The following is a 25,926-nucleotide window of genomic DNA, read 5'->3' as shown; positions in this document are numbered from 1 at the left end:
AACGATGATGAGGTGAACGCGTTGCATACCAAGAAAATTAACCTTTCTCCGCCGCAGATATTGGTGACTGGGTTTGCCCTCATCATTTTGTTGGGAACTCTGCTGCTTATGCTTCCGATCTCTGGGACGTCCGGGGAACCGATGCCATTTATTGATGCTTTATTTACGGCAACCTCGGCAACTTGTGTGACGGGGCTGTTTGTGGTGGATACGGGAAGGTATTTTTCAACCTTTGGACATATCGTCATCATCATGCTTGTACAAATCGGGGGGCTTGGCTTTATGACCATGGCCACCTTGTTCTCCCTTGTCCTCAAACGGAAAATCTCGCTGAAAGACCGTCTGCTGCTCCAGGAAGCGATGAACCAGAGCTCAATGGAAGGCATCGTTCGCTTAATCCGCAAGGTGCTGATGTACTCCCTGATCATCGAGTCCAGTGCGGCGGTGCTCCTCACGATTCGCTGGGCCTTTGATATGCCGTTTGGCCGGGCGCTGTATTATGGGATTTGGCATTCGATTTCGATGTTTAATAATGCGGGATTTGATTTGTTTGGGGAAAATCGCAGTTTAATCCCCTATGTTAACGATCCTTTGATTAACATCGTCTCCATCTTGCTCATCGTGTCCGGGGGGCTTGGTTTTATTGTCTTGTCCGATCTGGCAGAGTATCGCAAGCATCGCAAATTGTCGCTTCATTCCAAAGTGGTGCTGTCCATGACGGGGGCGCTGATTGCGATTGGCACGATCGTCATTTTCGTGTTCGAATTCACGAACTCGCGTACGCTGGAACCGCTCAGTTGGAGCGGCAAAATCTGGGCTTCAATGTTCCAATCGATTACGCCTCGTTCGGGAGGGGTTGTCACCCTTGATATCGGTTCGCTGCGTCAGGCTACGCAATTCTTCATAATCATCCTGATGTTTATCGGGGCTTCGCCCGGCTCGACGGGGGGCGGGATCAAGACAACTACCTTTACGCTTCTCATCGGCGCGGTGATCTCCATGATCCGCGGACGAACCGATTTGGTGTTGTTCCGTTACCGGATGGCCCAAGAACGGATCTTCAAGGCGCTCACGATTACGATGATGGCACTGTTCGTCATCGTTGCTGTAGCGATGGTGCTGTCCACCACAGAAGACGCAAGCTTCCTCTCCATTTTATTTGAAACGACTTCCGCTTTTGGAACGGTTGGATTATCGATGGGCTTAACGGAGCACTTGACGGAATTTGGGAAAGTTGTGATCAGTCTTACGATGTTTGCCGGACGGCTGGGGCCCTTGACGCTTGCTTATGCCATCGGTCCAAGGAAGGGGAAAGAGCTGTATCGCCATCCAGAAGGTAAAATCATTATTGGATAAGGGGAAATGGGGCAAAAATGAAAAAGCAGCAGTTTGTGGTCATCGGCTTGGGGCGCTTCGGCTCGAGCCTGGCCTTGGAGTTGGTGGAGTTAGGATATGAGGTTCTGGGCATCGACCGGAATGAAGAGATCGTTGACGAATTAAGCGATCGGCTCACGCATACGGTTGTCGCCGATGCAACAGAGGAAGAGGTGCTGAAGTCGCTGGGGGTTCGTAATTTCGATTGCGGGATCGTGGCGATTGGCAACGATATTCAAATGAGCATCCTAGCGGCCATTCTCCTCAAAGATCTGGGCATGAAAACGGTAGTCGCCAAGGCGATCTCGCTTCTGCACGGCCGGGCCCTAGAGAAGCTGGGGGTGGATCGGGTGATCTATCCGGAACGCGACATGGGGATTCGTGTTGCCCATCAGCTGGTTACCCCGAATCTGCTGGATTATATTGAACTGTCGAAGGAATACAGCATCGTCGAGATGAACGTCCCGGCATGCCTGGACCAAAAGAGCCTGGGCGATATTAATCCGCGGACGCGCTTTGGCTGCAGTATTGTGGCGATTCACCGCAATGGCGGTATTTTGGTTGCTCCCACTGCGATGGATCAGTTAAATGAAGGCGACATTATGGTTATTATAGGAGCAAAGAAAAATATCGAGCAATTTGAATCAATCATCAATCCTTAATAAGATGGTAAGATGGCTTACTAGCATGGAACGGAGAGAAGTATGGAACAACAGGCCATTTGGGCTTTAATCATTTTTTTGCTGACCTACGCACTCATTATATCTGAGAAAATTCACCGAACGGTGCTGGCTATGGCTGGTGCGGCGTTCATGATAATCTTTGGCATCCTTGATCAGGAGAGCGCAGTGCATCATATTGATTTTAATACGCTGGGACTCTTGATCGGGATGATGATCATCGTGAATACGACAGCCAAGACCGGTTTATTCACGTACATCGGCATATGGACGGCCAAGCTGGCCAAAGGCAATCCGATCACTTTGCTGTGGTTGCTGGCGCTGATCACCGCGATAGGTTCGGCATTCCTGGATAACGTAACGACCATTATTTTGATGGTCCCGGTGGCATTTAGCATTACGCGGAGGTTGAGGGTTCAGGCGTTCCCTTACCTCTTTTCTATGATTCTTGCCACGAATATCGGCGGGACGGCGACTTTAATCGGAGACCCTCCCAACATTATGATTGGCAGCGCCGTGAAGGAACTGACCTTCGTGGCCTTCATGCAAAATTTGACGCCAGTCGTGTTGATCATTTTGGCAGTGATTCTGCCGCTTGTGATCGTGATCTTCCGCAAAGAGTTGAAAAAGGCTTATGCTCATCAACAGAGCTTGATGGAGATCAGTCTGGAGGGCTTGATTACGGAGAAAAAGCTGCTCACCCAATGCCTGATCGCCTTGGGGTTGACCTTGTTGGGCTTTTTCCTTCATCAATACATACATCTGGAAACGGCTACTATTGCGCTGGCTGGCGCCTTCTTGCTGCTGCTCATGACCGGCGAGCACGTGATGGAACAAGCCTTCCGTTCGGTGGAATGGCCCACCATCTTCTTTTTCGTGGGTTTGTTCGTATTGGTCGGAGGGTTGGTTGAAACGGGAATCATTACGAGAGTGGCCGAAGAGGTGATGCGCCTGACTGGAGGCGATCCGCTAACCACCTCGATGCTGATCCTCTGGCTGAGTGCTTTGGCGTCGGCGTTTATCGACAATATTCCGCTGGTGGCGACGATGATTCCGATGATCCAAGACATGGGCGGAATGGGGATTCAGCACCTGGAGCCGCTATGGTGGAGCCTATCGCTTGGCGCTTGTCTCGGTGGAAACGGAACATTAATCGGAGCCAGCGCCAATTTGATCGCTGCTGGGATGTCCGCCAAGGAAGGGGAACCGATCAGCTTCCTAAAATATTTGAAATACGGGCTGCCGCTGATGATCGTCACCATTTTGATCTCCAGCCTCTACGTTTATTTGCGATACTTCATTTAAAATAGACAAGCTGCCGCTAATCCAGGTTTTAGCCTGAAGGAGCGGCAGCTTTTTTGGTGTAACGAATAGCTGTTTAGGTTCGGGTGGATCATGGTGGCGTTAGAGCGGCAATTCTTTCACGAGGGTTTCGCGGATTTGCGTGATCCATTCCTTCGTTTCGCTCGTCAGCTCCGATTTGTCGCCATATACGAGACAGGTTTCGCGCCGTGTCTGGGCCAGTTCTGGAATCGGCACGGTCAGCAGGCCGTTATCCCGCAGCAGCGGCATACGCAGGTACGATTTGGGCAATAGCGCGGCTGCTTTACAGATCGGCAGCAGGCGGACGATCGCTTCAAACGAATCGATTTCCATGCGAATATCAGGCACGATGCTGTAGCGTCCAAACAGGTCGTCGATCAGCCGGCGATACCAAGTTCCCTTGGAAAATACGATCATCGGCCGACCGTTCAGATCGTCCATGATCAGACGGCGCTTCTGCCCGGCGGCGGCTAGCTCATGCCCTTTGGGAACGACCAACTCGAGGTGGTCTTTGAACAGCGGCAAGCATTTCAAGCCCGTCTCGTTCACCAGGGAGGCCACGACGCCGAAGTCCACTCTCTTCTCGCGGACATAAGAGACGATTTCATGGGTTTTGCCGGTAACGAGCTTCAATTCGATATCTGGAAACTTCTCCATTAACGAGGTCACGAGCGGCGGCAGGGTGGTTTGGATCGTCGTCAGGCTGGCGCCTAACGTGACGATACGGCGCTCCGCTGCCTTGATTCGGGACACGGTCTGCAGGAAGTTCTGGTGGCGTTGCCGCTGTTCCAGCGCATATTGGTAAGCTTCCTGCCCGACGCGGGTCAGCTCGAGTCTTTTCCCTTTGCGGTGAAACAGGGAGACCCCCCATTCCTCTTCTAATTTTGCAATTTTGCGCGAAAGGGCAGGCTGGGACAGGTTTAACAGCTTGGATGCTTTGTTCAAACTGGATTGCTCCACGACGGTGGTGAACACCAGCAACTCTTCCAGCATGGGTTACCTCCTTTTTCTGGGTGAAGGACAAGATTCGACAGGTTAGCTTATGCGAATTTGTTATAATGATTAATAAATATATTGCAATTCCATTATAAGATAAAAAGGAGTAACATGAAAAGTGACACAAGTTGTTCACAAGTAACTGGAGGTACAAAGGGGTTTTACCGACTGCGGTGTGGTATTTATCATATTCAACCTCCGCGCCCCCGTAAGGTCGAATCTTGAGTGAAATTGCGCAAGTTGAAACGGATGATGGAATGAGAAAGGGGTATACGCATTTATGAAAGGGTTTTATTCCAGAAAACTGCACTCGCTGCTGGGCGTCATTCCGCTGGGATTTTTCCTGCTGGAGCACATGATCACCAACTTTTCGGCGGTGGAAGGCGGGAGCGAAGGCTTTAGGGAAGCTGTCGCGTTCCTGAACAGCCTGCCGCTCGTCTTGGTTTTGGAGATTTTTGGGATCTGGCTGCCGCTCTTGTATCACGGGGTTTACGGGCTTTATATTGCGTTTCAGGCGAAGCCGAACAATCGGCGGTTCCCAACCGAGCGCAACCTGCGTTATTTGTTGCAGCGGATTACCGGCGTTATCGCGTTTGTGTTCGTGATCTGGCACGTGGTGGAGACCCGTGTACAGGTAGCGCTGGGCAATGTGGAGCATGAGGAATTGGGCGGCTTGATGCATGAGATCGTCAGCAACCCGCTTTTCTTCACGTTGTATATCATTGGGGTCGTGTCGGCGGCCTTCCACTTTACGAATGGATTGTGGTCGTTCCTCGTCAGCTGGGGCGTGACAGTCGGCCCGCGGTCGCAACGTGTGTCCTCCTATATTTGCATGGGCTTGTTCGCGATCGTTGCTATCATGTTCGTGTGGTCGCTGATCGCATTCCGCGGCTCGGAATTCCAAGCCGAAGGCACTGCCTTGCTGGAGACGGCAAAGGCTTGGATGGCTTAGGCTTTGTTCGTAGATGACTCGTTTGAAGTAACGCTCACAAAACTAAGCGAATGCTTCCGGTGCAAGTTTTGTACGAAGCATTCCCTTGAAGCAACGCTCACAAAACTTTTAGGAGTTGAAAGCAAATGGCTAAACAAAGCTTAATCGTCGTTGGCGGCGGCTTGGCCGGTCTGATGGCTACGATCAAATCGGCCGAAGCAGGCGTGCCGGTACAGCTGTTTTCCCTTGTGCCGGTAAAACGTTCCCACTCGGTGTGCGCGCAAGGCGGCATTAACGGGGCCGTGAATACGAAAGGCGAAGGCGACTCGCCTTGGGAGCATTTTGACGATACCGTATACGGCGGGGATTTCCTGGCCAACCAACCGCCGGTGAAGGCGATGTGCGAAGCTGCACCTGGCATCATTCACTTGATGGACCGGATGGGCGTCATGTTCAACCGCACGCCGGAGGGGCTGCTTGATTTCCGCCGGTTCGGCGGGACGAAGCATCACCGCACGGCGTTTGCCGGAGCAACGACCGGACAACAGCTGCTGTACGCGCTGGATGAGCAGGTACGCCGTCATGAAGCGGCCGGCCTGGTCACGAAATATGAAAACTGGGAGTTCCTGTCTGTTGTTTTGGACGATGAAGGCGTCTGCCGCGGCATTACCGCACAAAACCTTCGCTCGATGGAAATCACCACGTTCCCTTCCGATGCGGTCATTTTGGCGACAGGTGGCCCAGGGATTATCTTTGGTAAAACGACGAACTCGGTCATCAACACGGGGACCGCGGCCAGTGCCGTGTATCAGCAAGGCGTCACGTACGCTAACGGTGAGTTCATTCAAATTCACCCAACGGCGATTCCGGGCGATGACAAGCTGCGTCTGATGTCGGAATCTGCACGCGGCGAAGGCGGACGGATCTGGACGTATAAGGACGGCAAACCGTGGTACTTCCTGGAGGAGAAATATCCGGCTTACGGTAACCTTGTACCGCGGGATATTGCGACACGGGAAATTTTCCATGTGTGCGTGGACCTGAAGCTGGGCATTAACGGCGAGAACATGGTGTATCTTGACCTGTCCCACAAAGATCCGAAAGAGCTGGACGTGAAACTCGGCGGGATTATTGAGATTTATGAGAAGTTCATGGGTGATGACCCGCGCAAGATTCCGATGAAAATTTTCCCGGCAGTCCATTACTCCATGGGCGGCATGTGGGTCGACTATAACCAAATGACCAACATTCCTGGTCTGTTTGCGGCAGGAGAATGTGAATACCAATATCACGGCGCGAACCGTCTTGGTGCGAACTCGCTGGTGTCGGCGATTTACGGCGGTATGGTGGCCGGACCGAAAGCGGTCGAATATCTTCGTGGCCTGAAGAAGTCGACTGAGGATCTGAATCCAAGCGTCTTCGAAAGCTACCGCAAAGCCCAAGAAGAGAAGTACGAAGGCATCCTGGCGATGGATGGCACCGAAAATGCTTATGTCATCCACAAAGAACTGGGTGAATGGATGACGGCGAACATGACTGTCGTTCGTCATAACGATCGACTAGAAGCTACCATCAACAAAATCAAGGAACTCAAAGAACGTTACAAAAAGATCAACATCAACGATACGTCCCGCTGGAACAATACGGGAGCCGCATTCACCCGTCAGCTGTGGAACATGCTGGAGCTGGCCGAAGCGATGACGAAGGGCGCGTTGCTTCGTAACGAAAGCCGGGGCGCGCATTATAAACCGGAGTTCCCGAACCGGAACGACGAAGAATTCTTGAAGACAACGATGGCGAAATGGACGCCGGACGGTCCGGAAATTTCGTACGAACCGGTCGACGTTTCCTTGATCCCGCCGCGGATTCGCGACTACTCGAAGGACAAATAGGAGGGGATACCCATGGCAATGGCGGAAACGGATGTAACGGCCAAACAACAAACGGCCAAAAAAGTTAAATTCATCATTACACGCCAGGATGATCCGAACTCGAAGCCTTATACGGAAGAATTCGAGCTGGATTACCGCCCTGGCATGAACGTGATCAGCGCCTTGATGGAAATCCAGCGGAACCCGGTAAACCGGAAGGGCGAGCATACCTCGCCGGTTTGCTGGGAGTCCAACTGTCTGGAGGAAGTGTGCGGCGCCTGCTCCATGGTGATCAACGGCAAACCGCGCCAGGCTTGTGCGGCACTCATCGACAATTTGGAACAGCCGATTCGCATTGAACCGATGCGGACGTTCCCGGTCGTGCGTGACCTGGTGATCGACCGCAGCCGGATGTTTAATGCGCTCAAGCGGGTGAAAGCATGGATTCCGATCGACGGCACGTACGATCTGGGACCGGGGCCTCGGATGCCGGAGAAGAAACGGCAATGGGCGTATGAATTGTCCAAGTGCATGACCTGCGGCGTCTGCCTTGAAGCTTGTCCAAACGTCAATGAGAAGACGGACTTCATCGGTCCGGCAGCCATTTCCCAAGTGCGCTTATTCAACGCGCATCCAACAGGCGAGATGAACGCCGAAGAGCGTCTGGAGGCCCTGATGGAACCCGGCGGCATCGAAGGCTGCGGCAACTCGCAAAACTGCGTCCGCGCCTGCCCGAAAGGCATCCCGCTGACCACCTCCATCGCCGAAATGAACAAGGCGACCACGAAGCATATGTTTAAAATGTGGTTTATGCAGTAATAGAATCTAATGGATTCATACCGATAAAGTAACGCCATTCATCCGAAAGAATCGGAGACAGACCCCGGGAGGGGCTGTCTCTTTTTTTCGAGCTAGACAGAATAATGGAGGGGATCAGGGATGTACATTCATATTCATCGGATCGAACATGATCAGGTTTCCGTGAAATTGGAGGATTTCTCGAAAGAGGATGTAGGTAAGCTGCGTGCGGTTGGGGGAGGGAAGTGGGATCCTAATGGGAAGTTCTGGCGTTTTCCTTGCACAGAGGAGAAAATCAGGCAATTCGCAGAGTGCTTTCCGGAAGCGGAGATTCGAATGGACGGGTTAGCCGTGTCGTCAAAGCTATCCAGTAATGAAAAACTCATTCAGGCCCTGGATCAAAAGCTGCTCACCACGCTCAAGCTGAAGGGATACAGCCTCAAAACCAGCAAGGCCTACAGGGGGCATGTCCGGCGATATTTACAGAACTTGGCTGATCATTTGAAGATGAAAAGCCCAGGAACCCTCAAGGATGAGAAAATGACGTCCGCGATCATCGACTCGTCCCGTACACAACAGTATGCTTTGCAGCTCCTTGAGCAAGGGCACTCTCCTGCTTATGTGAACCAAGCCATCAGTGCTTTGCGTTTCCTGGCCGTCGAGGTATTCAAGCAACCTTCCGAACAGATGAAATATATCCGACCCCAAAAAGAGAAAAAACTGCCCTATGTCCTATCGGAGCAGGAAGTACTCCGCGTTATCCAAGCGCCGACGAATCTGAAGCACCGCACGATGTTGTATCTGGCTTACGCCTCAGGGCTGCGCGTGAGCGAGGTCGTCCGGCTGAAAGTCACGGATATCGACCCAGAACGCGGCCTCCTTCGAGTCCGGCAAGGAAAAGGCAAAAAGGACAGGCATACCTTACTATCGCAAACGGCTTGGGACATGATCCAAAAATACGTAGAAGCGGAGCGACTCTCCAACTCGATGTGGTTGTTTCCGGGGCAGCATTCGGGGAGCCACTTGCATGAACTTTCATTGCAAATGGTATTTCAGGAAGCCCTGCAAACCTCCGGCATCCGGAAACAGGTAGGCATTCACGTCCTTCGGCACTCTTTCGCCACCCATTTGCTTGAGAACGGCACCGACCTCCGCTATATCCAGGAACTGCTGGGCCACGCCAATCCCTCCACCACCGAACGCTACACTCACGTCAGCACCAAGTCTGAAACGGATTGAGAGTCCGCTTGATCGGATTTTACGTGATCGAAGGGGGGAATAGCAGACTCCGGGAGGAGGATAAATTACAACTTACAGAAATAAGAAATGGAGGTATAATTAAGGTTATACGATTAATTACGCAAATCCCCATCTCAAGAAGATATTTGTGACGTGCAGAGATAGGGGAGTTAAGTGAAATTCCTGAGAGAAAAGAAAAATGAAATTAGGTGAAATCCAAATCAATGATTAATCTAAAAGATTACAATGATCGAAAGGAAATCATAAATTTATTAGCTGAATGCATGTTCTCAGAGGAAGAACGAGTAGTTCAGGAATATGAACAATATAAGAATGATCAATCTAGAATATTACTAGGAAGAATTGAGAACCAAAAATTAGTTGGGTTACTCGGAATCGTTTTTCAATCAGATAACGAAGTTGAATTAAAACATATAGCAATAAAATCTAGTAATAGAAGACAAGGATTAGGCACTAAATTAATAATGGAATTTTTGAAAGAGAATCATATAAGAAGAATAGAAGCCGAAACCGATAAGGATGCAGTAGATTTTTATAGAAAGATTGGCTTTTACATTACGACTTTGGGAGAGAAATATCCTGGAGTAGAACGATATAAATGCATATTAATAAATTCGAAGTTTATTCAAGAGGTCAGGAACTTCACATAACACCGTATTCACGCTTCAGGGCTATCGCCCCTCGGTTGTCAGATGTATAATCATGGAAGAAGATCAGACAACAAACGCCCCAACCTAAGATAAGAGCTATCTAAGGCTGGGGCGTTTCGTGAATACAAGAACGTTATCGGAAATTACTTATAATAGAAGGAAATAAATTTAAATTATCGAATTTATTAAAATTATGGAGAAATCTATAAAACATAAATAATGGAGATGGTGATTATGGGTACAGAAAAAAAACGTACTTATTTGTCCCAAGCTGATATTCCTAGATACACTATTGAAAAAGCCCTTGTTATAGCCCAAACTTTATGGGATGAATTTGCTGGGAAAGCGCTGAACCGCATCAAATTGCTATTGCGAATGAATACTCACCCTCCAGTGGGAGTTGGAGAAATCTATGTGGTGCTTCTATTGCTTACGGATTAACCGAGGGGGGATACAACGCTAAAGAAATTTCGCTTTCATCACTTGGAAGAGCAATTGTCGCTCCAAGTTATGAAGGTGAAGATATGGAAGCAATGAAGGAAGCTGTTCTCAAACCAACCATATTGAAATCTTTTTTTGATAAGTATGATAGAGCCAAATTTCCTTCTGCAAATATAGCACAAAATGTACTCGTGTCGATGGGAGTACCTAAAGAGAGGACTGGAGAGGTTCTACATGTCATTCAAGAAAACGGTCATAAGGTTGGTATTATTCAGGAGACAAAGACAGGTCCTTTCGTGTCTATAAGTACTCCTAAAATTCAGCAACAACCTAGTGAAATTTCAGTTAATCAGACTGATGTGGAAAAAACTAGTAATCAGTATGAAGAAAATACAGATGCAGAGGAATTTGCTAGAAAGCTTTCTGGAAAACCAGAGAGAGAAATAACAAATAATGAAGTAGAGCAAATGGAAAAAAACAACAAAGTATTCATATCTCACGGAAAAAATAAGGAGGTTGTTGAGCAACTAAAGGAAATAATTAAATTTGGAAAATATGAACCGGTTGTTTCAGTGGAAAATGAGACTTTGTCTAAACCGGTTCCAGATAAGGTTCTGGATGATATGAGATCATGTTTTGCCGGGATTATTAATGTTCACAGCGAAGGAGAATTACTAGATCAAGAAGGCAACCGCCACATTAAGATTAATGATAATGTTCTTATAGAAATAGGTGCTGCAATGGCGTTGTACGGAAGGAACTACATATTGTTAGTACAAAGAGGGGTAAAACTACCTTCAAATTTACAAGGATTATATAGATGTGAATATGAAGGTGAGAAATTAGATTATGAAGCAACAATGAAGATACTGAAAACTTTTAATCTATTTTCATAAGCATAAGTAGTTACGCGTAAGTTAACTTGCGCGTTTTTAGATTTGATTATTCGAGGAAGAAAGTAACTTCCGATAACACAGCATTCACGCATCGGACCCTGGCGGATCCTCGGTCCGCAAGAGGAATTCCGGGAAAGTAAATCGGCGGACAACCCTGCACCGACTAAGCGCAGTCGCGCCCGGCCTTTGGCCTTAAGTCGGTGAGGGTTCTTGAATACCAGAACGTTATAGGAAATCAGCGCTAACCATCTAACCATATAGAGAACATCGGAATTGAATTATGCTCTTGAGGAGAAAAGCATATGAAACAAACGAAGAACATTGATTCAACTAGTGTCAAGCTGCCAATATTAACAGAGAGACTTAGAATAAGAAAACTAACTCGAGAAGACTTTGATAATATTTATAGTCTTTGCATGCAGAGTAAATCTAATGATTGGCCTTCCGGCTGGAATATGAGCAAGGAAGAGGCTTCTGGTTTTCTTGATTGGCAGATCAACAAGTATGAACGTTTTGATGTTATCAATGATATGGTCCCTTTTGCCATTGAATTGTTAGAAGATTCAACATTCGTTGGACATTGTCACGTTGGTAGCATAGATGATTTAAATGAGACTGAAGTTGCTTATGGCATATCAAAGCAACATAGAGGATTTGGTTATGCTACGGAAGCAGCTGTTGCATTGACCAAATGGACACTTGAAACCTTTAACCTTTCATATGTAGTGGCCACTATTTCAGACGATAATAGTGCATCATTAAAAGTTATTGAGAAAGCTGGATTTTCAAATTGTGGGAAGAAGGAACTGAAGAATTTCACGAAGGAAAGAAGAGAATTCAACTATTTTAGATTCTATAATATCGATAAGAATAAAACTAATGAAAGTACAATCGAAGAAGGCACTGACATCCTATAACAACATATTCACGCATCGGGCATTCGCCCTCGGTCGCCGGGAGAGATTACGGAGAAGCTGAATCAGGCGACAACCCTGCACTGGCCAAGTCCGTCGGACCCGCGCTTACGCGCTTAAGCCAGTGAGTGTTCGTGAATACACAACGTTAGCTGAAACATCTGCAAAACTCTAAACTTATAAAGGAGCAGAATAACTATGGATTATGATTTGTTTATCTCACACGCTTCAGAAGATAAAGAAACCTTTGTAAGACCATTAGCGGTAGCATTACAAAAATTAAAGGTTACAGTCTGGTACGATGAATTTTCATTGAAACCAGGTGATAGTTTATCTAAGTCTATTGATATGGGTCTAATAAACTCGTCGTTTGGAGTAGTAGTATTAAGCGAAGCATTTATGCGAAAGAGTTGGACAGATTACGAGTTGAAAAGCCTAATAAGTAAAGAGATAGCCTATGGTAAGGCTATTTTGCCTATCTGGCATACTATAACCAAAGAGGACTTACTTAAATTTAGTCCTTTTCTTGCAGATAAATACGCATTAAATACAAGTGGGATGGATGTAATGGAGATAGGTTTAGAATTGTGTAAAGTAGTAAGACCGGATATATTTGAAAACCTAACGAGAAAGATATTGTATGAACAAATATATGAGGACAAGACTAATGAAATTAGTGTAAATATGGAGGAAACGATTAACCTATTCCCCGTCAGACATGCTAAATTACCGAAGCAACTGATCAATAGGATTAAACTCGTTCATCACCTTTTTAAAGATTTTTATGATATTACTCTAGAACAAACAATAGACAATTTTGGAAACATGACACTAATCCGGAAAGAGAAGTCTCCATATGGGAAGCTATCGCTTCTACGTACTTTGACTTAATTGAGCATGTTCCTAATTCTAGAAATTATTTGACTAAATATAATTTATACGGATTGCTTTTACAAGTATCGTTTTCTGATAAAGAAAAGGTATATAAAGAGTTCAAAAAATTCGATAAAAGAATAATTGATTTAGCTTTTGAATTATTTAATAGGAATTGCCCTTACAAAAATACACATTTTGTATTAACAAATAAAAAATTCAATTAATTCTGTTTTTCAAGGAAGCAGATGCATCAGCTAACATTATATTCACGCATCGGGCCATTCGGCCCTCGGTCCGGCAGAAGTTATGAATCGAGAAGTGGAATCAGTCGGACACATCCGACTACGTCGGACGTCGTGAATACAGTAACGTTAGACGAAATACTTGTAAGTGATCAGAACATTAAAATCAGCGCATGATTTTAATTATCTCTAAATGCGCCTTTCTTAAGCCATTAGTATTCTTGTACTTTTCGTTAAGATCTTTCTCTGAGTGGGCTGGTTTTAACAAATTAGTTCTGCGTGCAACATAGCCATTACTAATGTAATAGTTAAAGGTAACTACTGGAGCATTTGCATTTAGGACGAATTCAATAATTTTATACAATTTCTCTGGGTGCCTTGTTATCATCTTGAAAGAGTCCGAAAAGAAAAAGTGCTGTTTCCTGTTTCTAATACTTTCAAGTATTTTGTTTAAGGTATGATTAATAGTGGGGTCAATTCCACTTTGAACTTCTACAAAGATATCCGATGCATTACTTTTGTTGGTAGTATAGTCATTACTTTTCAAAATTTCTTTGGCCCCAAATGTTGTAAAATTAGTACATTTACTAAGTTTTCTCATTACATACCAGGCTAGAGGATACTCAAATTGAATCTTTTCGAAAGGATCCACTAGAGGCTTAGTGATTTGTTGGGATGCTGACAGCAGGTCGTTATTTGAGAAGAAAGTAATAGCATCCGAAGTAATTTTCTTAATTTGGTCATCTGAGATAATAGGATTTGATAAACCAAGACTTTTGGCTGCAGATCTTGTGCTTGAAAGGTCCTCTAGCAAGCTATTTCTAATACAAACTACCACAAGTGCCCTTATATTTATATCACTCACAGGGCTATAGTATGTGGCTTCTTCAATTCCATGTAGGAGTATTGTTGAACGGAATTCTTCATCACTCCAACGATAAATTATTGACGATAACCTTGAGTTGATATCAGCGCAGACTTTCGAGACAACTTCTGTATTTGCACCAAATTCTAAAAGTAAAGGGGTTAAATTATGAGTTAAATAATCGTCCACAAGATTTCTCAAGATATTACCTCCAAGGACATTAAGGATTTAATAATAACTATATCAGTAAACTCAAAGAGGACAAGTACTTCGTCTAACACCGTATTCACGCTGCAGGGCTAATGCCCCTTGGTCTGCCCGCGGCATTTCGAAGAAGGGGATCAGGCAGACAACCACTGCGAGCCTAAGTCTGGCGACCCGTTCCCGTTGTTCACTTAAGGCTCTCGGGTTCGTGAATACAAGAACGTTAAGTGAAATCTCCCTTTAAAGACAATACGAACAAAATAATATCCATTAGGTTATAATGAAAACATAATCTTGAAACAAGGAGGGAATTCAATGAAGCGAGAAGATATTGAAAACAAGTTAAGGATTGAAAAGAGATTTTTGATGGATCGTTTTTATGTTTCGAAGATAGGATTATTTGGTTCTTTTGCTCGAGATGAACAGACGGAAACAAGTGATATCGATTTATTAGTTGAATTTTCTCGTCCAGTAGGATTTGAATTTTTGGATTTGAAGGATTATTTAGAGTCTGTATTTGGCAGAGAAGTCGATCTTGTAACCCCTAATGCCATTAAATCTTATATGAAAGATGAAATTCTTAGCGAGGTACAATATCAGTGAAGCGATCGGTTAATGTACTAATGGACATTCTAGAGTCAATTAATCGGATAGAAACTTATCTCGGTGCCGTTAAATATGATGAGTTTTTAGCTAATCAAATGCTTTTGGATGCAGTAATAAGAAACTTAGAAATTATCGGAGAAGCCGCTAGAAATCTTAGCGATGAAGTTAAGAAGAAGTATCCAGAAGTCCCTTGGAAGAATATGATCGGACTAAGGAATATCTTGATTCACGAATATTTTGGAATTGATGAAAGTATCGTTTGGGAAGTAGCTACAAGAAACCTAAAAGAAGTTAAACCCATTATCGTGAGGGCAATTCAAGAAGAGGGAGACTTCACTTAACACCGTATTCACGCTGCGAGACTTAATTGTCTCTTGGTTGTCAGACGAATAACCGAAGAAGCAAGCTCAGACAACAAACGACCCAGCCTAAGATAAGAGCTATCTAAGGCTGGGTCGTTTCGTGAATACAAAAACGTTAGCTGACATTGCTGCGAAAACACAAAAGAGCGAGATGATAAAATGTGGCTCTCACAATTAAATCAAGTATTTAGCAATAGGGAACTAGCTATTGGATTTTGGATATTGATTTTTATTTTGTATGCACTCTCTTTACATAATGTAAGAGCACAAATTCCAGGTATGCTAAAAATTATGTTTAGTAGAAAGTTAGTATATTGGTATATCACTATGTGTATTTATTACTTGTTAATGATCTATATTTTAATAAAGATTGGATTCTGGGAATATAGACAGTTGAAAGACACACTTGTATGGTTTTTCGTTACCGGTGTAATTTCTGCGTCATCTGCAATCGGAAAGGCAAAAGATATTAGCTACTTTTATAATATGATTAAAGAAAATGTCAAAATAGTCGCTATCGTAGAGTTCATTACTAACCTTTATAGTTTCAGAGTAATATGGGAGATTGTAATTGTGTTTCTTATTATCGTTTCTTCTATATTTGTAGGATTTATAGAACATTCGGCAGATTACCAAAATAGAAATGCAATCATAAAGAACTTCTTCAACGCTATATTATTTATAATAGGGTTCATTGTAATAATTCACTCAATAAGATCAATTATATTAGGCTTAGATCAAATTAACGTAAGTGAATTAATTAAGGACTTTCTTTTACCGCTACTCCTTTCATTGATGTTTGTAATCTACATATATTTTTTTGTACTCTATGCTGCGTATGAGATATTGTTTATAAGACTTAGCTTTAAGAAAACCATAGATGATAATTTAAGAGGTAAATTAAAACTAAGGATTCTTTTCTTCTGTAACATCAATATTAAGAAAGTTAGTAACTTTGTTCAGAATAGTCAAGTATTAACTAGCTATGTAACAAGAAAATCGGATATAAAAAAATTATTTGATAATTATAGAAGAAATACCTCGCGGGAAATTTCAAGAGAAGGCAGCAACATCAGCTAACAATGCATTCACGCATCGGGTCGGCTCGCCGTCCCACGGTCGCCCGAGGCATTTCGAAGAGGCTATCACAGGCGACACACCCGCACCACCTAACCGCATCGCGGCCGGTTCCTCTGGAGCCTTAAGGTGGTGGGGCGTCGTTAATGCAAGAACGTTAGACGAAATTATTGCAATACAGTAAAAACCTCACATCAAAGGACTTTAAATTTGTTGATTTAAATCGAAATAATAATTTGATTGGAGGATTACTATGCCGTATTTTGAAAGAGCCAAAAAACTATCAATCTGGCTTATTTTAGTAGGGGTTGTATTCTTTTTCTTAGGTATTATTTTCTTTAGTACAAGCAACTTTAATGAGCTTATAGATTACGATATTAAAGATAAATTGCTTGGAAAACTTATAACAATATTTTCATTTCTAGTTTCTATATTTCTTATTTTATTGGGAATTATATTGAAGATTATTGCTAAGGATGCAAGAGAAGATTTACTTGTTATTGAGAATAGAATTAGAAATGAAATGAAAAATGAGTAATAAGAACATTAATGCAGGCATATCAAGATGGCAATAACTTCGTCTAACACCATGTTCACGCTTCGGGGCATTCGCCCCTCGGTCCGGCAGGAGTAAGATGTGGATTCAGGGATGTAATTGGCAGCTGCTGGGAAGCAGAATCAGCCGGACACATCCGCACCGACTAACCGCATCGCGGCCGCCACTTCGTGGCTTAAGTCGGTGGGACGTCGTGAACACGGAAACGTTATATGAAACCTACGCAAACATTTAAACATAGATGTTAAATCACAGAAGAAATTTATGAACCAGCCTGAGCATTTCCAATTTTATTAGGCGGTGATACTTTGACGAACGATTTTTATTGTGACGAAGTGTTGAGTGGAAATATTGAAGTAAATAAAGTTTTAGAGACTGATAATGTACTAGCGTATCATCATACACGTCCGTTTTACGAAGTACATATTGTTGTTATTCCAAAGAAGCATATTAATTCTCTGATAAGCCTTATGGATGCTGAAGACCATAAATTACTTATAGAACTACTGGAAGTAGTGTCGCATGTATCAAAGACAATAATATCGAATCATGGAGCTTGCCGAATAGTAACTAACCTAGGTGAATACCAAGAATCTAAACATCTACATTGGCATGTAGTATATGGGAAAAAGGTTAGGAACTAAGAAGAATAATATGTTAAGTAGGGCTTGCTGAATAATCAAAAAATCCTTATCTCACAAGGGTTTAGAGGCACTTTTGTCGAATTCATCTGCAAAGAAAACACGGAAAATCGGTAAAAAACCTTGCAGATGGAGTGAGCGAAAGTGTTCGTGCTGAATCGAGATATGGCAGACTTGTTGGAAAACTTCTATTTGCCCTTTGGCGGAAAATTAAATCCAACCAATCGGTGGGTGCAGCTTGCGGCGATCATCCCTTGGGACAAAGTAGAAGAGAAATATGTGAGCTCGTTCAAGTCCCCAGCCATCGGCCAAAAGGCGTACTCGGCACGTATCGCCCTCGGCTCGCTCATCATCAAAGAGCGCCTTGGTTTAAGTGACCGCGAGACCACCTTACAAATCCAGGAAAATCCATATTTGCAGTTCTTCTTGGGCTACACCGCGTATGTCGATAAAGTGCCGTTTCATCACTCCCTGCTCACGCATTTTCGGGAACGGCTCGGCTTGGAAATCCTAGCTGAAGTCAACGACTGGATCGCCCAAGCCGCGCTGCAAGCAGAGCGAGAGGTCGAGGCGAAACCGAAATCGTCCAAGCGAGATCGCGATGACGACGACAACGACGCGGGCGGCTCGCAGCTCACCATGGAGGTAGGGGACGCTTTCTCTATTCCCGAGGAGCCCCCTGTTGTGGCGAAGAAACCCCGCAACATGGCGAAAAAGCTACACGTCCTGCCATCTACAGCCGCACCGACAGCGGAAGTCATGAACAAGGGCACCCTCATGCTGGATGCGACATGCGCGCCTGCGGACATCAAGTATCCGACTGACTTGGGGCTGCTGAATCACGCCCGTGAAATCCTGGAAGACATCATCGACGTGCTGCACCGTCCCCATGTCGGAGCGATGGAGAGGCCGCGCACGTACCGCGAGAAAGCCAGAAAATCGTACCTGAGTGTTTCCAAGCAACGCAAGGCATCGGGCAAGGTGATCCGCAAAGCGATCAAAAAGCAACTTGGCTACGTGGGACGGAATCTGCGGATTATTGAAGCCCTCGTGAAGTATACGCCTCTCACGGAACTGAGCAAAAGACACTATCGCCAGCTTCTGATCATCTCGGAGCTCTACCGTCAGCAGCGCGAAATGCTAGAGAAGAATACGCATGTCGTCGCCGATCGCATCGTGAGTATCGAACAGCCGCATGTACGTCCGATGGTTCGAGGCAAAGCTGGAGCGAACGTGGAGTTCGGCGCCAAAATCGCCGCCAGTCTGGTGGACGGTTACGCTTGGATCGAAACGGCACAATGGGACAGCTTCAACGAGGCAACCACGCTGCAAGCATCGGTGGAAGCGTACAAACAGCGATTCGGGTATTATCCCGCCGTCATTCTAGCCGATAAAATCTACCGCAATCGAGACAACCTGAACTATTGCAAAACGCTAGGGATTCGCCTTAGTGGCCCGAAGCTCGGCAGACCCTCGAAAGAGCAAAGTGAAGTCGCCGATCGTCGGCAAGAGCGCCAGGACGCTGTACAGCGTAATGCGATCGAAGGAAAATTTGGAGAAGGCAAGCGCAAATTGGGCCTAGGTCGCATTCGGGCGCGTGGCGCCGAAACCAGTTTGACCGTCATCGCCCTTCAGTTTCTGGTCATGAATCTGGAGCGGCGACTGCGTGTTCTCTTTTTGCATTTTTTCAGACTGCTTGGGTTTAGAGACTTGCGTTGGGTGTAGATGGAACGAATCTTGTTCAGCAAGCCCTAAGTAGATCATAGAAGTCGTAGGCATCATATAACACCGCATTCACGCATCGGGTCAGCTAAAGCTGCCCCTCGGTCCGCAAGAGGGATTTCGGAGAAGAGAATCAGCGGACAATTCCTGCGAGGCTAAGTATATCGACCCGTTCGCTACGCTCACTTAAGCCTCTCGGATTCGTGAATGCAACAACGTTATCTGCCATCGTCTAGTCGAAGAAGTGGGAAAGAATGAAAAGCTGAATAACACGAAGCAGATCAAAGGTATCTAGTTGACTACGAGAAGAGGGCTAAAAGAAGTAAGCAGTAGCTAGGACTTGGTTCAGTAAGAGTCGTGAGTTAATAACGATGAAACATCATGAAGAGGATACATAGAAGTATATAAAAGAAATAAAGGCAGTAAAAAGAAATTGCAGTGAAGAACGACGGCAGATAACACAATGTTCCCGCAACGCGGCTGTAGCCGCAAGGTCCGCCCGAAGATATATGAAGTGGAATCATTACGGTGCTAATTCAGTAGCAAGGAAGGGAATTCAGGAGGACACGTCTGCAAGGCTAAGTGGCGGAGCCACCCGGCAACCTGATTCGCTGCGCTCGACGGGTCAGCGGCTTAAGCCTTTCGACGTCGGGAACACGATACGTTAGACGACATGCTTTTACGGGGAGAATTATAAGATGAAGATGGAAGTAATTATTGACATTTTAAATCGTAATAACGTTAAAAGTGAATCAGGGTTATCTCTAGAAGAGATTATTCAAGTTGAAAGTATTTATGGAGTTCGATTTCCTCCGGGTTTAAAAGAACTTTTACAAATCCTATTGCCTGTCCAAAACGGTTTTGTTAATTGGAGAGATTTCTCTGAGAATAATATGAAATCTATAAAGGATAGATTGTCCTGGCCGTTAGAAGGAATGATGTTTGACATAGAACATAATTCGTTTTGGTATGACTCGTGGGGAGAGAAGCCACAGAACATTGAAGAAGCAAAGGAAATTTGTAGAAGAGAGTTTATGAATGCACCAGCAATGATTCCAATCTATTCGCATCGATATATTCCTGCAGAACCGGATCAAAGGTTAAACCCAGTATTCTCTATATATCAGACTGATATTATCTATTACGGGGAGAACTTAGTGGAAAATTTCAAGATTGAATATAGTGAAAAACAACATCATGAAATGGACTTTAACGAAATAAAAGATATTCGTTTTTGGAAGGATCTTGTGGGTTAACTCATTGAAGAAAAGCAGGGTCTGTCAAGATTTCTGTGTAAACTCAGTTCCAAGCAATCCCCCCGAGGGGGGATTTGGCGTTTCTAACGTAAGTAGTTGCTGATCCGATCCGGAAAGAAGACCGAAAGCTGAAGCAGCATCTGTCCCCAGTTTTGGACGCGGCCTGTCCATTTGCGGGTCACATCCATCGTGGCCAGATAGAGCATTTTCAGCAGAGCTTCATCAGTCGGAAAAATACTCTTTCCCTTGGTCACCTTGCGAAGCTGTCGGTGGTAACTCTCAATCATATTTGTTGTGTAGATGAGTTTGCGGATCTCAGGTGGGTACTTGAAGAAGGTCGAGAGCTCCTCCCAGTTGTTGCGCCAAGAGCGGACAATGAGCGGATACTTGACGCCCCAGACTTCCTCGAAGCGGTCCAGTTCCAAGAGCGCCCCTTCCTCAGTTGCTGCCTTGTAAATCGGCTTCAGGTCCGCAGTGACTTTCTTGAGATCCTTGTACGACACGTAGCGAGTGGAATTACGGATTTGGTGGATGATACACTTTTGGATCTCGGTCTTTGGATAGCAGGCAGCAATCGCTTCGGAGAAACCACTGAGATTGTCCACACAGATGATGAGAATGTCTTGGACACCACGATTTCGCAGGTCATTTAGGACGCTTAGCCAGAACTTACTGGATTCATTCTCCCCGATCCACATGCCGAGCACATCCTTGTTTCCGTCCAGGTCGATGCCGATAACCATGTAGGCCGCTTTGTTTACAATGGCACCGTCCTGCTTCACTTTGAAGTGAATCGCATCCATGTAAACGACGGCGTACACGCCTTGAAGCGGCCGATTCTGCCATTCCTTAATGAGAGGCACGATTTTGTTGGTAACATTGGAAATGAGCGTAGGCGAGACTTCGATGCCGTACAGGTTTTGCAGATGGTCTTGAATCTCTCGTGTGCTGACTCCTTTGGCGTACAGGGCGATGATCTGATCTTCGATGCCAGTTACATTCTTCTGGTGTTTCTGCACAACAACGGGCTCGAACTCACCCATCCGATCCCGTGGAACCATAATTTCCTGCTCTCCGTATTCGCTGACCACCGTCTTCTTGCTCTTGCCATTTCGGCTATTTGGCGTCATCTTGGCTTTGACCTCATGCTTTTCGTAGCCTAAATGCGTATCGAGCTCTGCTTCCAGCATCTCTTGAAGAGTTTCAGCAAACAGTTCTTTCAAGGCATTTTGCGCATCCTGAGCCGTTACCAGCTTGTTCTCCTTAATAAACGTCCGTAGTTGCTCTTTTGTCCATAGTCCCATGTGTTCTCCCAACCTTTCTATTACTTTCCATTTTAATAGATTTGGGAGTTTACACAAACTATTTTACAGACTCGAAAAGCACGTCGTCTAACACCGCATTCACGCATCGGGGCTAACGCCCCTCGGTCCGCGAGAAGCATTTTCTAAAGCAGCTGATTCAGCAGACAACCCTGCACCGGCTAAGTCTGACGACCCGCGCTACGCGCTTAAGCCGGTGAGGGTTCGTGAATGCCATAACGTTAGACGAAAGTCACGAAATGCTGAAAGGAAGAGATTCTTATGAATGAGGTCACATTTGAACAAAGATTCGGATTATCATCTGGAAAACCAATTATTAATGATTTTCCGAATTCAGCAAAGATAGCTTTATCCTATGTAATTGATGATCTTATAAATAGAAAGTATATTCTTGAAGGTCATACTGGTTCAGCTTGGAATACAATTATTACTGAAGCATATAGAATCTCTAGGATTGATAGTTCAGGAAGTCAATTCCATACATTTCATGATGAACTTATGTGGCTATTAGAGCAAACTGAATGGCCAAAGGTCTTTACATTCTGTGAAAGAATCTATTCAAGATTTTTAACAGATAATTATACACAATTAGAATCTATTGAATCTGTAAGGAAGTACTTTTCGGATGAAATCAATCAACTATTATCTGAAGAGAACATGGATTATAGGTTTGTGGGTGGACTGTTTGAAAGGAGGGGTAGAGCCCAAACGCAAAAAAATATAAAGAAGATGGGTTCTATACTTGCAGACAGTAATTTGAATGAGGTAAGGAAACATTATAATAAAGCACTAAAATTCTTCAATCAAACGCCAGAACCTGATTATCATAATTGTGTAAAAGAAGCTTTATGTGCTTTTGAGTGTGCTATTGAAATCTGCACCGGAAAGAACGCTTCAAATAACTTTACTCAAGCATTGAATGAGCTTGAAGGTAGTGCCGAAGACGAAATACCGACACCAATTTCTCAGAGTATGAAGAAAATTTATGCTTACCGAGGAAGTGGTCAGGGAATATCTCATTCTGCACTAAATGGATATCGTGTAACAGATTTAGAAGCTGAACTTGTATTAAATTTAGTTGCTTCTTATATCACGTATTTTGTAGATTTGTACCTAATTGTTAAAGATGATTTACCATTTTGATAGTATTCCAGGATGTCGTGACCTTCGTCTAACACAGTATTCACGCATCGGGCCATTCGGCCCTCGGTCCGGCAGAAGTTAGAAGAGGATTCGGAGAGGATTTTCAGTTTCGGGGAAGCGGGATCAGCCGGACACATCGATCCCCCTAAGATAGGAGCTATCTAAGGGGGATCGACGTCGTGAATACGATAACGTTATATGCAATCGACAGAACATAATTAGGGGTGAACATATCATGGAGAATTTAAAAACGTTTGAAGAGCTTATAAGTATAGATAAAATATATCTAACAAACCTATTGTTTGGAAACGGCTTTTCTATTAATTTTGGTACCAAGTTTATGTATAGTAATTTGTTTGAAGAAGCAAAAGAATTGTTTTTGAAAGAGGACATTGATTTATTTGAAAATCTAAATACAACCAATTTTGAGTATGTTCTCCGAATCTTAGGTATTTCAAGTAACACCAATAGAATTTTTAATATAGAATACAATCCAATTGAAAATAGCTACCAAAGAATTAAAGATGCCTTAATTGAAACAGTAAGGAAAGTTCATCCTGAACCTAATGAATTGACTATTGAACAAGATAATGATCTTAAAGCAACATTCAGATTATTTCAAGAAAAAGTCTTTACTACAAATTATGATCTATTGGCATATTGGGCACTTAATAAAGTAAATGGTGTTAGGAAAGTTGCAGATGGTTTTGGTTATGATAAAGATTCTGAAATGATAATTTTTGGTGCCGGACCAGGAGTTCCTCCTAAAGATAATCCAATAAGACTATATTACCTTCATGGTTCATTACATTTGTATATGAATAAAGGTGAAATAATTAAAATAACAACTAAAAGAAATCCAGTAGGTAGAACAGATTTACCTTTGCTACATACTATTACAGAGACGTATGAATCAGGATATTTTCCACTATATATATCAGAAGGCACTTGGAAACAAAAACTAAACAATATCTTGAATAATAAATATTTAAGTTTTTGTTACAGTGCGTTAACTACAGCTTCTAAAGGACTGACAATATACGGACAATCTCTAGATAAAGATAGCGATAAGCATATTATTGATGCAATCAAACACTCATCGATACAAAAGATCGCATATGGTATATATGATGTGGATAATCACGAAAAAATTATACGTGAAGTTAGAGAGAATTTTGAAGGTAGTTCAATTGAATTAGCATTTTTTAATGCAAGATATTTTTTTGAATCCTTAAGAAATATTGAAATGGAAGAAGCATTTAAGTAGATCGTTGAGGCGTCGACAGCATATAACACTGTATTCACGCTTCAGGGCTATTGCCCCTCGGTTGTCAGATGTATAATCATGGAAGAAGCTCAGACAACAAACGCCCCAGCCCAAGATAAGAGCTATCTAAGGCTGGGGCGTTTCGTGAATACAAGAACGTTAGATGAAATCCCTGTAATAGACAAATTAGCAAATCTCAACAGAAGGGAAGGATTTAAATGGCAGAACAAGGTCAAGAGATTGTTAAAAGGTTTTTAGAATCCCTTGGATTTGAAGTTAAGAAAATACCTGAAAGTGATGTGAAAACACCTGATTATGAAGTGTATCTAGATGGTGAATTGGTCTTCTATTGTGAAGAAAAGACCCTTGAATATGATGATTTTTTGGGAGTAAAAGATGATCCAACTTATAATTCAATTTCAAGTCATGTACATAAAGCAGTAAAACAATTCAAGAGCATAAATCCAAATAGAACTATTCCAAACGTAATAGCATTTGTAAATTTTGATACTTTAAAGAATGTTCATGATCTATTCATTACTTTGACAGGGCATGCTCTATTGGACAATGGGCAGTACATGAAGATCCATCGAGTTGATAGAGTCGGGAATGATTTGGATCAGGTTGATCTATATTTATGGTTTGATAAGGAGAATTTTACAAATTTGATTTGGGGAGAAGTTCACCAAGATCACCATCAGAAACTAAGTGAGATAATTGATATTAAAAAAACGGAAGAAGAGTAACTCGAAGAAGACAGGGACTTCATCTAACATCGCATTCACGCATCGGGCATTCGCCCTCGGTCCGGGAGCGGCGTATTCTTGGAAGCGATATCAGCGGACAACCCTGCACTGGCTAAGTCTTCGACCCGGCGACCAGATCCTAAACGGATCGGCCGGCAGCTTAAGCCAGTGAGGGTTCGTGAATGCCGAAACGTTATGCGTAATTACTGTAGTGCAAGAGATATTGAAACCATGGAGGAATTGAAGTGATTATTGTTCGTCCTTATTCATTTTCGGATATTGAAGCGTTGACGGAATTAATGACTGATTTGGGCACTCCTTCTTCAATAGAAGACATGAAGAAACGAATGGAGATAATTGATGCAACACCTGGTTACTTTACATTCGTTGCGAGCAAGGATGATATCGTCGTCGGTATGATCGGAATTAGAATTCAACAGAGTTATGTAAGTAATGATTTAAAGACTCAAATAGCAGCATTAGTAACTAAGAAACAATATCAAGGACAAGGCGTAGGAAAAGCATTAATTAAGCATGTAGAAGCCTGGATACAAGAAAAAGGCTTCAATGCATTATATCTAACAAGTGCAATAAAAGAAGAGAGATTAGATGCACATGAATTTTATAAGAAATTAGGATATGAGATTAATGGATATAGATTTGTTAAGAAGATCGACAAGGGAATTGAAGGTAACTCAAGAAGACAGTAACTACGCATAACACCATATTCACGCTTCGGGCCATTCGGCCCTCGGTCCGGCAGAAGTTAGAAGAGTATTCGGTGATGAATTTTCAGTAGCGAGGAAGCTTGATCAGCCGGACACATCCTACCACCTAACCGCGGTCGCGGCCAGTCGCTTCGCTCCTTTAAGGTGGTAGGACGTCGTGAATACACGAACGTTATCTG

Annotated in this window: 26 protein-coding genes; 23 read left to right on the top strand and 3 right to left on the bottom strand. The window is 44.0% G+C overall.

The features are described 5' to 3' along the window. The first annotated feature begins 12 nt into the window (after nucleotides 1-12). From NSQ80_RS16985 to NSQ80_RS16975, 3 genes are read left to right on the top strand one after another with little or no spacing between them, the layout of a single operon-like run. Nucleotides 13-1,356 (top strand): TrkH family potassium uptake protein, encoded by a 1,344-nt coding sequence (locus tag NSQ80_RS16985; protein ID WP_339300061.1) that lies wholly within the window; start codon nucleotides 13-15, stop codon nucleotides 1,354-1,356. A 17-nt stretch (nucleotides 1,357-1,373) separates the two neighbouring features. Further along, a complete protein-coding gene (locus tag NSQ80_RS16980; protein WP_323077603.1) occupies nucleotides 1,374-2,036 on the top strand; it encodes a TrkA family potassium uptake protein in 663 nt (220 codons plus the stop codon). Nucleotides 2,037-2,078: 42 nt separating this feature from the next. Beyond that, nucleotides 2,079-3,359, top strand: coding sequence for an ArsB/NhaD family transporter (locus NSQ80_RS16975; RefSeq protein ID WP_009224825.1), 1,281 nt, complete (start codon nucleotides 2,079-2,081; stop codon nucleotides 3,357-3,359). A gap of 99 nt (nucleotides 3,360-3,458) precedes the next feature. Here the strand turns inward: NSQ80_RS16975 and NSQ80_RS16970 are convergent, their stop codons facing one another. Beyond that, nucleotides 3,459-4,370: a LysR family transcriptional regulator gene (locus NSQ80_RS16970; protein ID WP_009224826.1), complete on the bottom strand. Its 912-nt coding sequence runs from the start codon at nucleotides 4,368-4,370 to the stop codon at nucleotides 3,459-3,461. Nucleotides 4,371-4,653: 283 nt separating this feature from the next. Here NSQ80_RS16970 and NSQ80_RS16965 point away from each other — a divergent pair, with 283 nt between their 5' ends. The 9 genes from NSQ80_RS16965 to NSQ80_RS16925 all read left to right on the top strand — a co-directional run bounded on the left by NSQ80_RS16965 (nucleotide 4,654) and on the right by NSQ80_RS16925 (nucleotide 13,025). Further along, on the top strand, nucleotides 4,654-5,325 hold the full coding sequence (locus NSQ80_RS16965) for a succinate dehydrogenase cytochrome b558 subunit (RefSeq protein ID WP_339300056.1): 672 nt from the start codon (nucleotides 4,654-4,656) through the stop codon (nucleotides 5,323-5,325). 125 nt (nucleotides 5,326-5,450) lie between these two features. Then, nucleotides 5,451-7,196 (top strand): succinate dehydrogenase flavoprotein subunit, encoded by a 1,746-nt coding sequence (sdhA, locus tag NSQ80_RS16960; protein ID WP_016310977.1) that lies wholly within the window; start codon nucleotides 5,451-5,453, stop codon nucleotides 7,194-7,196. An 18-nt stretch (nucleotides 7,197-7,214) separates the two neighbouring features. Further along, on the top strand, nucleotides 7,215-7,994 hold the full coding sequence (gene sdhB / locus NSQ80_RS16955) for a succinate dehydrogenase iron-sulfur subunit (protein ID WP_260070573.1): 780 nt from the start codon (nucleotides 7,215-7,217) through the stop codon (nucleotides 7,992-7,994). 120 nt (nucleotides 7,995-8,114) lie between these two features. Further along, on the top strand, nucleotides 8,115-9,212 hold the full coding sequence (locus NSQ80_RS16950) for a tyrosine-type recombinase/integrase (protein WP_339300053.1): 1,098 nt from the start codon (nucleotides 8,115-8,117) through the stop codon (nucleotides 9,210-9,212). 224 nt (nucleotides 9,213-9,436) lie between these two features. Next, nucleotides 9,437-9,883 (top strand): GNAT family N-acetyltransferase, encoded by a 447-nt coding sequence (locus tag NSQ80_RS16945; RefSeq protein ID WP_009224833.1) that lies wholly within the window; start codon nucleotides 9,437-9,439, stop codon nucleotides 9,881-9,883. A gap of 234 nt (nucleotides 9,884-10,117) precedes the next feature. Continuing rightward, nucleotides 10,118-10,324, top strand: a complete 207-nt coding sequence (locus tag NSQ80_RS16940) for a hypothetical protein (RefSeq protein WP_339300050.1) — start codon at nucleotides 10,118-10,120, stop codon at nucleotides 10,322-10,324. 83 nt (nucleotides 10,325-10,407) lie between these two features. Next, nucleotides 10,408-11,220: a TIR domain-containing protein gene (locus tag NSQ80_RS16935; RefSeq protein ID WP_339300048.1), complete on the top strand. Its 813-nt coding sequence runs from the start codon at nucleotides 10,408-10,410 to the stop codon at nucleotides 11,218-11,220. A gap of 302 nt (nucleotides 11,221-11,522) precedes the next feature. Next, the gene (locus tag NSQ80_RS16930) at nucleotides 11,523-12,137 is read left to right on the top strand and encodes a GNAT family N-acetyltransferase (protein WP_339300046.1); all 615 of its coding nucleotides are present in this window, start codon (nucleotides 11,523-11,525) and stop codon (nucleotides 12,135-12,137) included. A gap of 195 nt (nucleotides 12,138-12,332) precedes the next feature. After that, complete coding sequence (locus NSQ80_RS16925) at nucleotides 12,333-13,025, top strand: toll/interleukin-1 receptor domain-containing protein (protein WP_339300044.1); 693 nt, start codon at nucleotides 12,333-12,335, stop codon at nucleotides 13,023-13,025. A 393-nt stretch (nucleotides 13,026-13,418) separates the two neighbouring features. On the opposite strand, the gene NSQ80_RS16920 is transcribed toward NSQ80_RS16925, so the two are convergent. Further along, nucleotides 13,419-14,318 (bottom strand): hypothetical protein, encoded by a 900-nt coding sequence (locus NSQ80_RS16920; protein WP_339300042.1) that lies wholly within the window; start codon nucleotides 14,316-14,318, stop codon nucleotides 13,419-13,421. A 318-nt stretch (nucleotides 14,319-14,636) separates the two neighbouring features. Here NSQ80_RS16920 and NSQ80_RS16915 point away from each other — a divergent pair, with 318 nt between their 5' ends. The 7 genes from NSQ80_RS16915 to NSQ80_RS16885 all read left to right on the top strand — a co-directional run bounded on the left by NSQ80_RS16915 (nucleotide 14,637) and on the right by NSQ80_RS16885 (nucleotide 20,541). Further along, the gene (locus tag NSQ80_RS16915) at nucleotides 14,637-14,924 is read left to right on the top strand and encodes a nucleotidyltransferase family protein (protein ID WP_036645127.1); all 288 of its coding nucleotides are present in this window, start codon (nucleotides 14,637-14,639) and stop codon (nucleotides 14,922-14,924) included. Continuing rightward, nucleotides 14,921-15,268, top strand: coding sequence for a DUF86 domain-containing protein (locus tag NSQ80_RS16910; protein WP_339300040.1), 348 nt, complete (start codon nucleotides 14,921-14,923; stop codon nucleotides 15,266-15,268). Before NSQ80_RS16915 ends, NSQ80_RS16910 begins: the two co-directional genes overlap by 4 nt. A gap of 414 nt (nucleotides 15,269-15,682) precedes the next feature. Beyond that, nucleotides 15,683-16,369: a hypothetical protein gene (locus NSQ80_RS16905; protein ID WP_260070379.1), complete on the top strand. Its 687-nt coding sequence runs from the start codon at nucleotides 15,683-15,685 to the stop codon at nucleotides 16,367-16,369. A 250-nt stretch (nucleotides 16,370-16,619) separates the two neighbouring features. Then, nucleotides 16,620-16,904, top strand: coding sequence for a hypothetical protein (locus NSQ80_RS16900; protein WP_009225040.1), 285 nt, complete (start codon nucleotides 16,620-16,622; stop codon nucleotides 16,902-16,904). A gap of 326 nt (nucleotides 16,905-17,230) precedes the next feature. Continuing rightward, nucleotides 17,231-17,566, top strand: a complete 336-nt coding sequence (locus tag NSQ80_RS16895) for an HIT domain-containing protein (protein WP_339300037.1) — start codon at nucleotides 17,231-17,233, stop codon at nucleotides 17,564-17,566. Between the two features lie 162 nt (nucleotides 17,567-17,728). Then, complete coding sequence (locus NSQ80_RS16890; RefSeq protein WP_339302183.1) at nucleotides 17,729-19,288, top strand: IS5 family transposase; 1,560 nt, start codon at nucleotides 17,729-17,731, stop codon at nucleotides 19,286-19,288. 695 nt (nucleotides 19,289-19,983) lie between these two features. After that, nucleotides 19,984-20,541, top strand: a complete 558-nt coding sequence (locus NSQ80_RS16885; protein WP_339300036.1) for an SMI1/KNR4 family protein — start codon at nucleotides 19,984-19,986, stop codon at nucleotides 20,539-20,541. 83 nt (nucleotides 20,542-20,624) lie between these two features. Here the strand turns inward: NSQ80_RS16885 and NSQ80_RS16880 are convergent, their stop codons facing one another. Next, nucleotides 20,625-21,845 (bottom strand): IS256 family transposase, encoded by a 1,221-nt coding sequence (locus tag NSQ80_RS16880; RefSeq protein ID WP_009226529.1) that lies wholly within the window; start codon nucleotides 21,843-21,845, stop codon nucleotides 20,625-20,627. A 279-nt stretch (nucleotides 21,846-22,124) separates the two neighbouring features. Between NSQ80_RS16880 and NSQ80_RS16875 the strand changes: the two genes are divergently transcribed. The 4 genes from NSQ80_RS16875 to NSQ80_RS16860 all read left to right on the top strand — a co-directional run bounded on the left by NSQ80_RS16875 (nucleotide 22,125) and on the right by NSQ80_RS16860 (nucleotide 25,729). Beyond that, complete coding sequence (locus NSQ80_RS16875; RefSeq protein WP_339300034.1) at nucleotides 22,125-23,006, top strand: hypothetical protein; 882 nt, start codon at nucleotides 22,125-22,127, stop codon at nucleotides 23,004-23,006. Nucleotides 23,007-23,241: 235 nt separating this feature from the next. Continuing rightward, nucleotides 23,242-24,273 (top strand): DUF4917 family protein, encoded by a 1,032-nt coding sequence (locus NSQ80_RS16870; protein ID WP_339300032.1) that lies wholly within the window; start codon nucleotides 23,242-23,244, stop codon nucleotides 24,271-24,273. A gap of 218 nt (nucleotides 24,274-24,491) precedes the next feature. Next, nucleotides 24,492-25,019 carry a hypothetical protein gene (locus tag NSQ80_RS16865; RefSeq protein ID WP_339300031.1) on the top strand — a complete coding sequence of 176 codons (528 nt, stop codon included), beginning with the start codon at nucleotides 24,492-24,494 and terminating at the stop codon, nucleotides 25,017-25,019. A 245-nt stretch (nucleotides 25,020-25,264) separates the two neighbouring features. Continuing rightward, nucleotides 25,265-25,729: a GNAT family N-acetyltransferase gene (locus NSQ80_RS16860; protein WP_339300029.1), complete on the top strand. Its 465-nt coding sequence runs from the start codon at nucleotides 25,265-25,267 to the stop codon at nucleotides 25,727-25,729. Nucleotides 25,730-25,926 lie beyond the last annotated feature (197 nt).

This window comes from Paenibacillus sp. FSL K6-2441 (genome assembly GCF_037964765.1).
Taxonomy (GTDB): Bacteria; Bacillota; Bacilli; order Paenibacillales; family Paenibacillaceae; genus Fontibacillus; species Fontibacillus phoenicis.
Note: the sequence above shows the minus strand (reverse complement) of the source record. Positions and strands in the feature narration are given on the sequence as shown.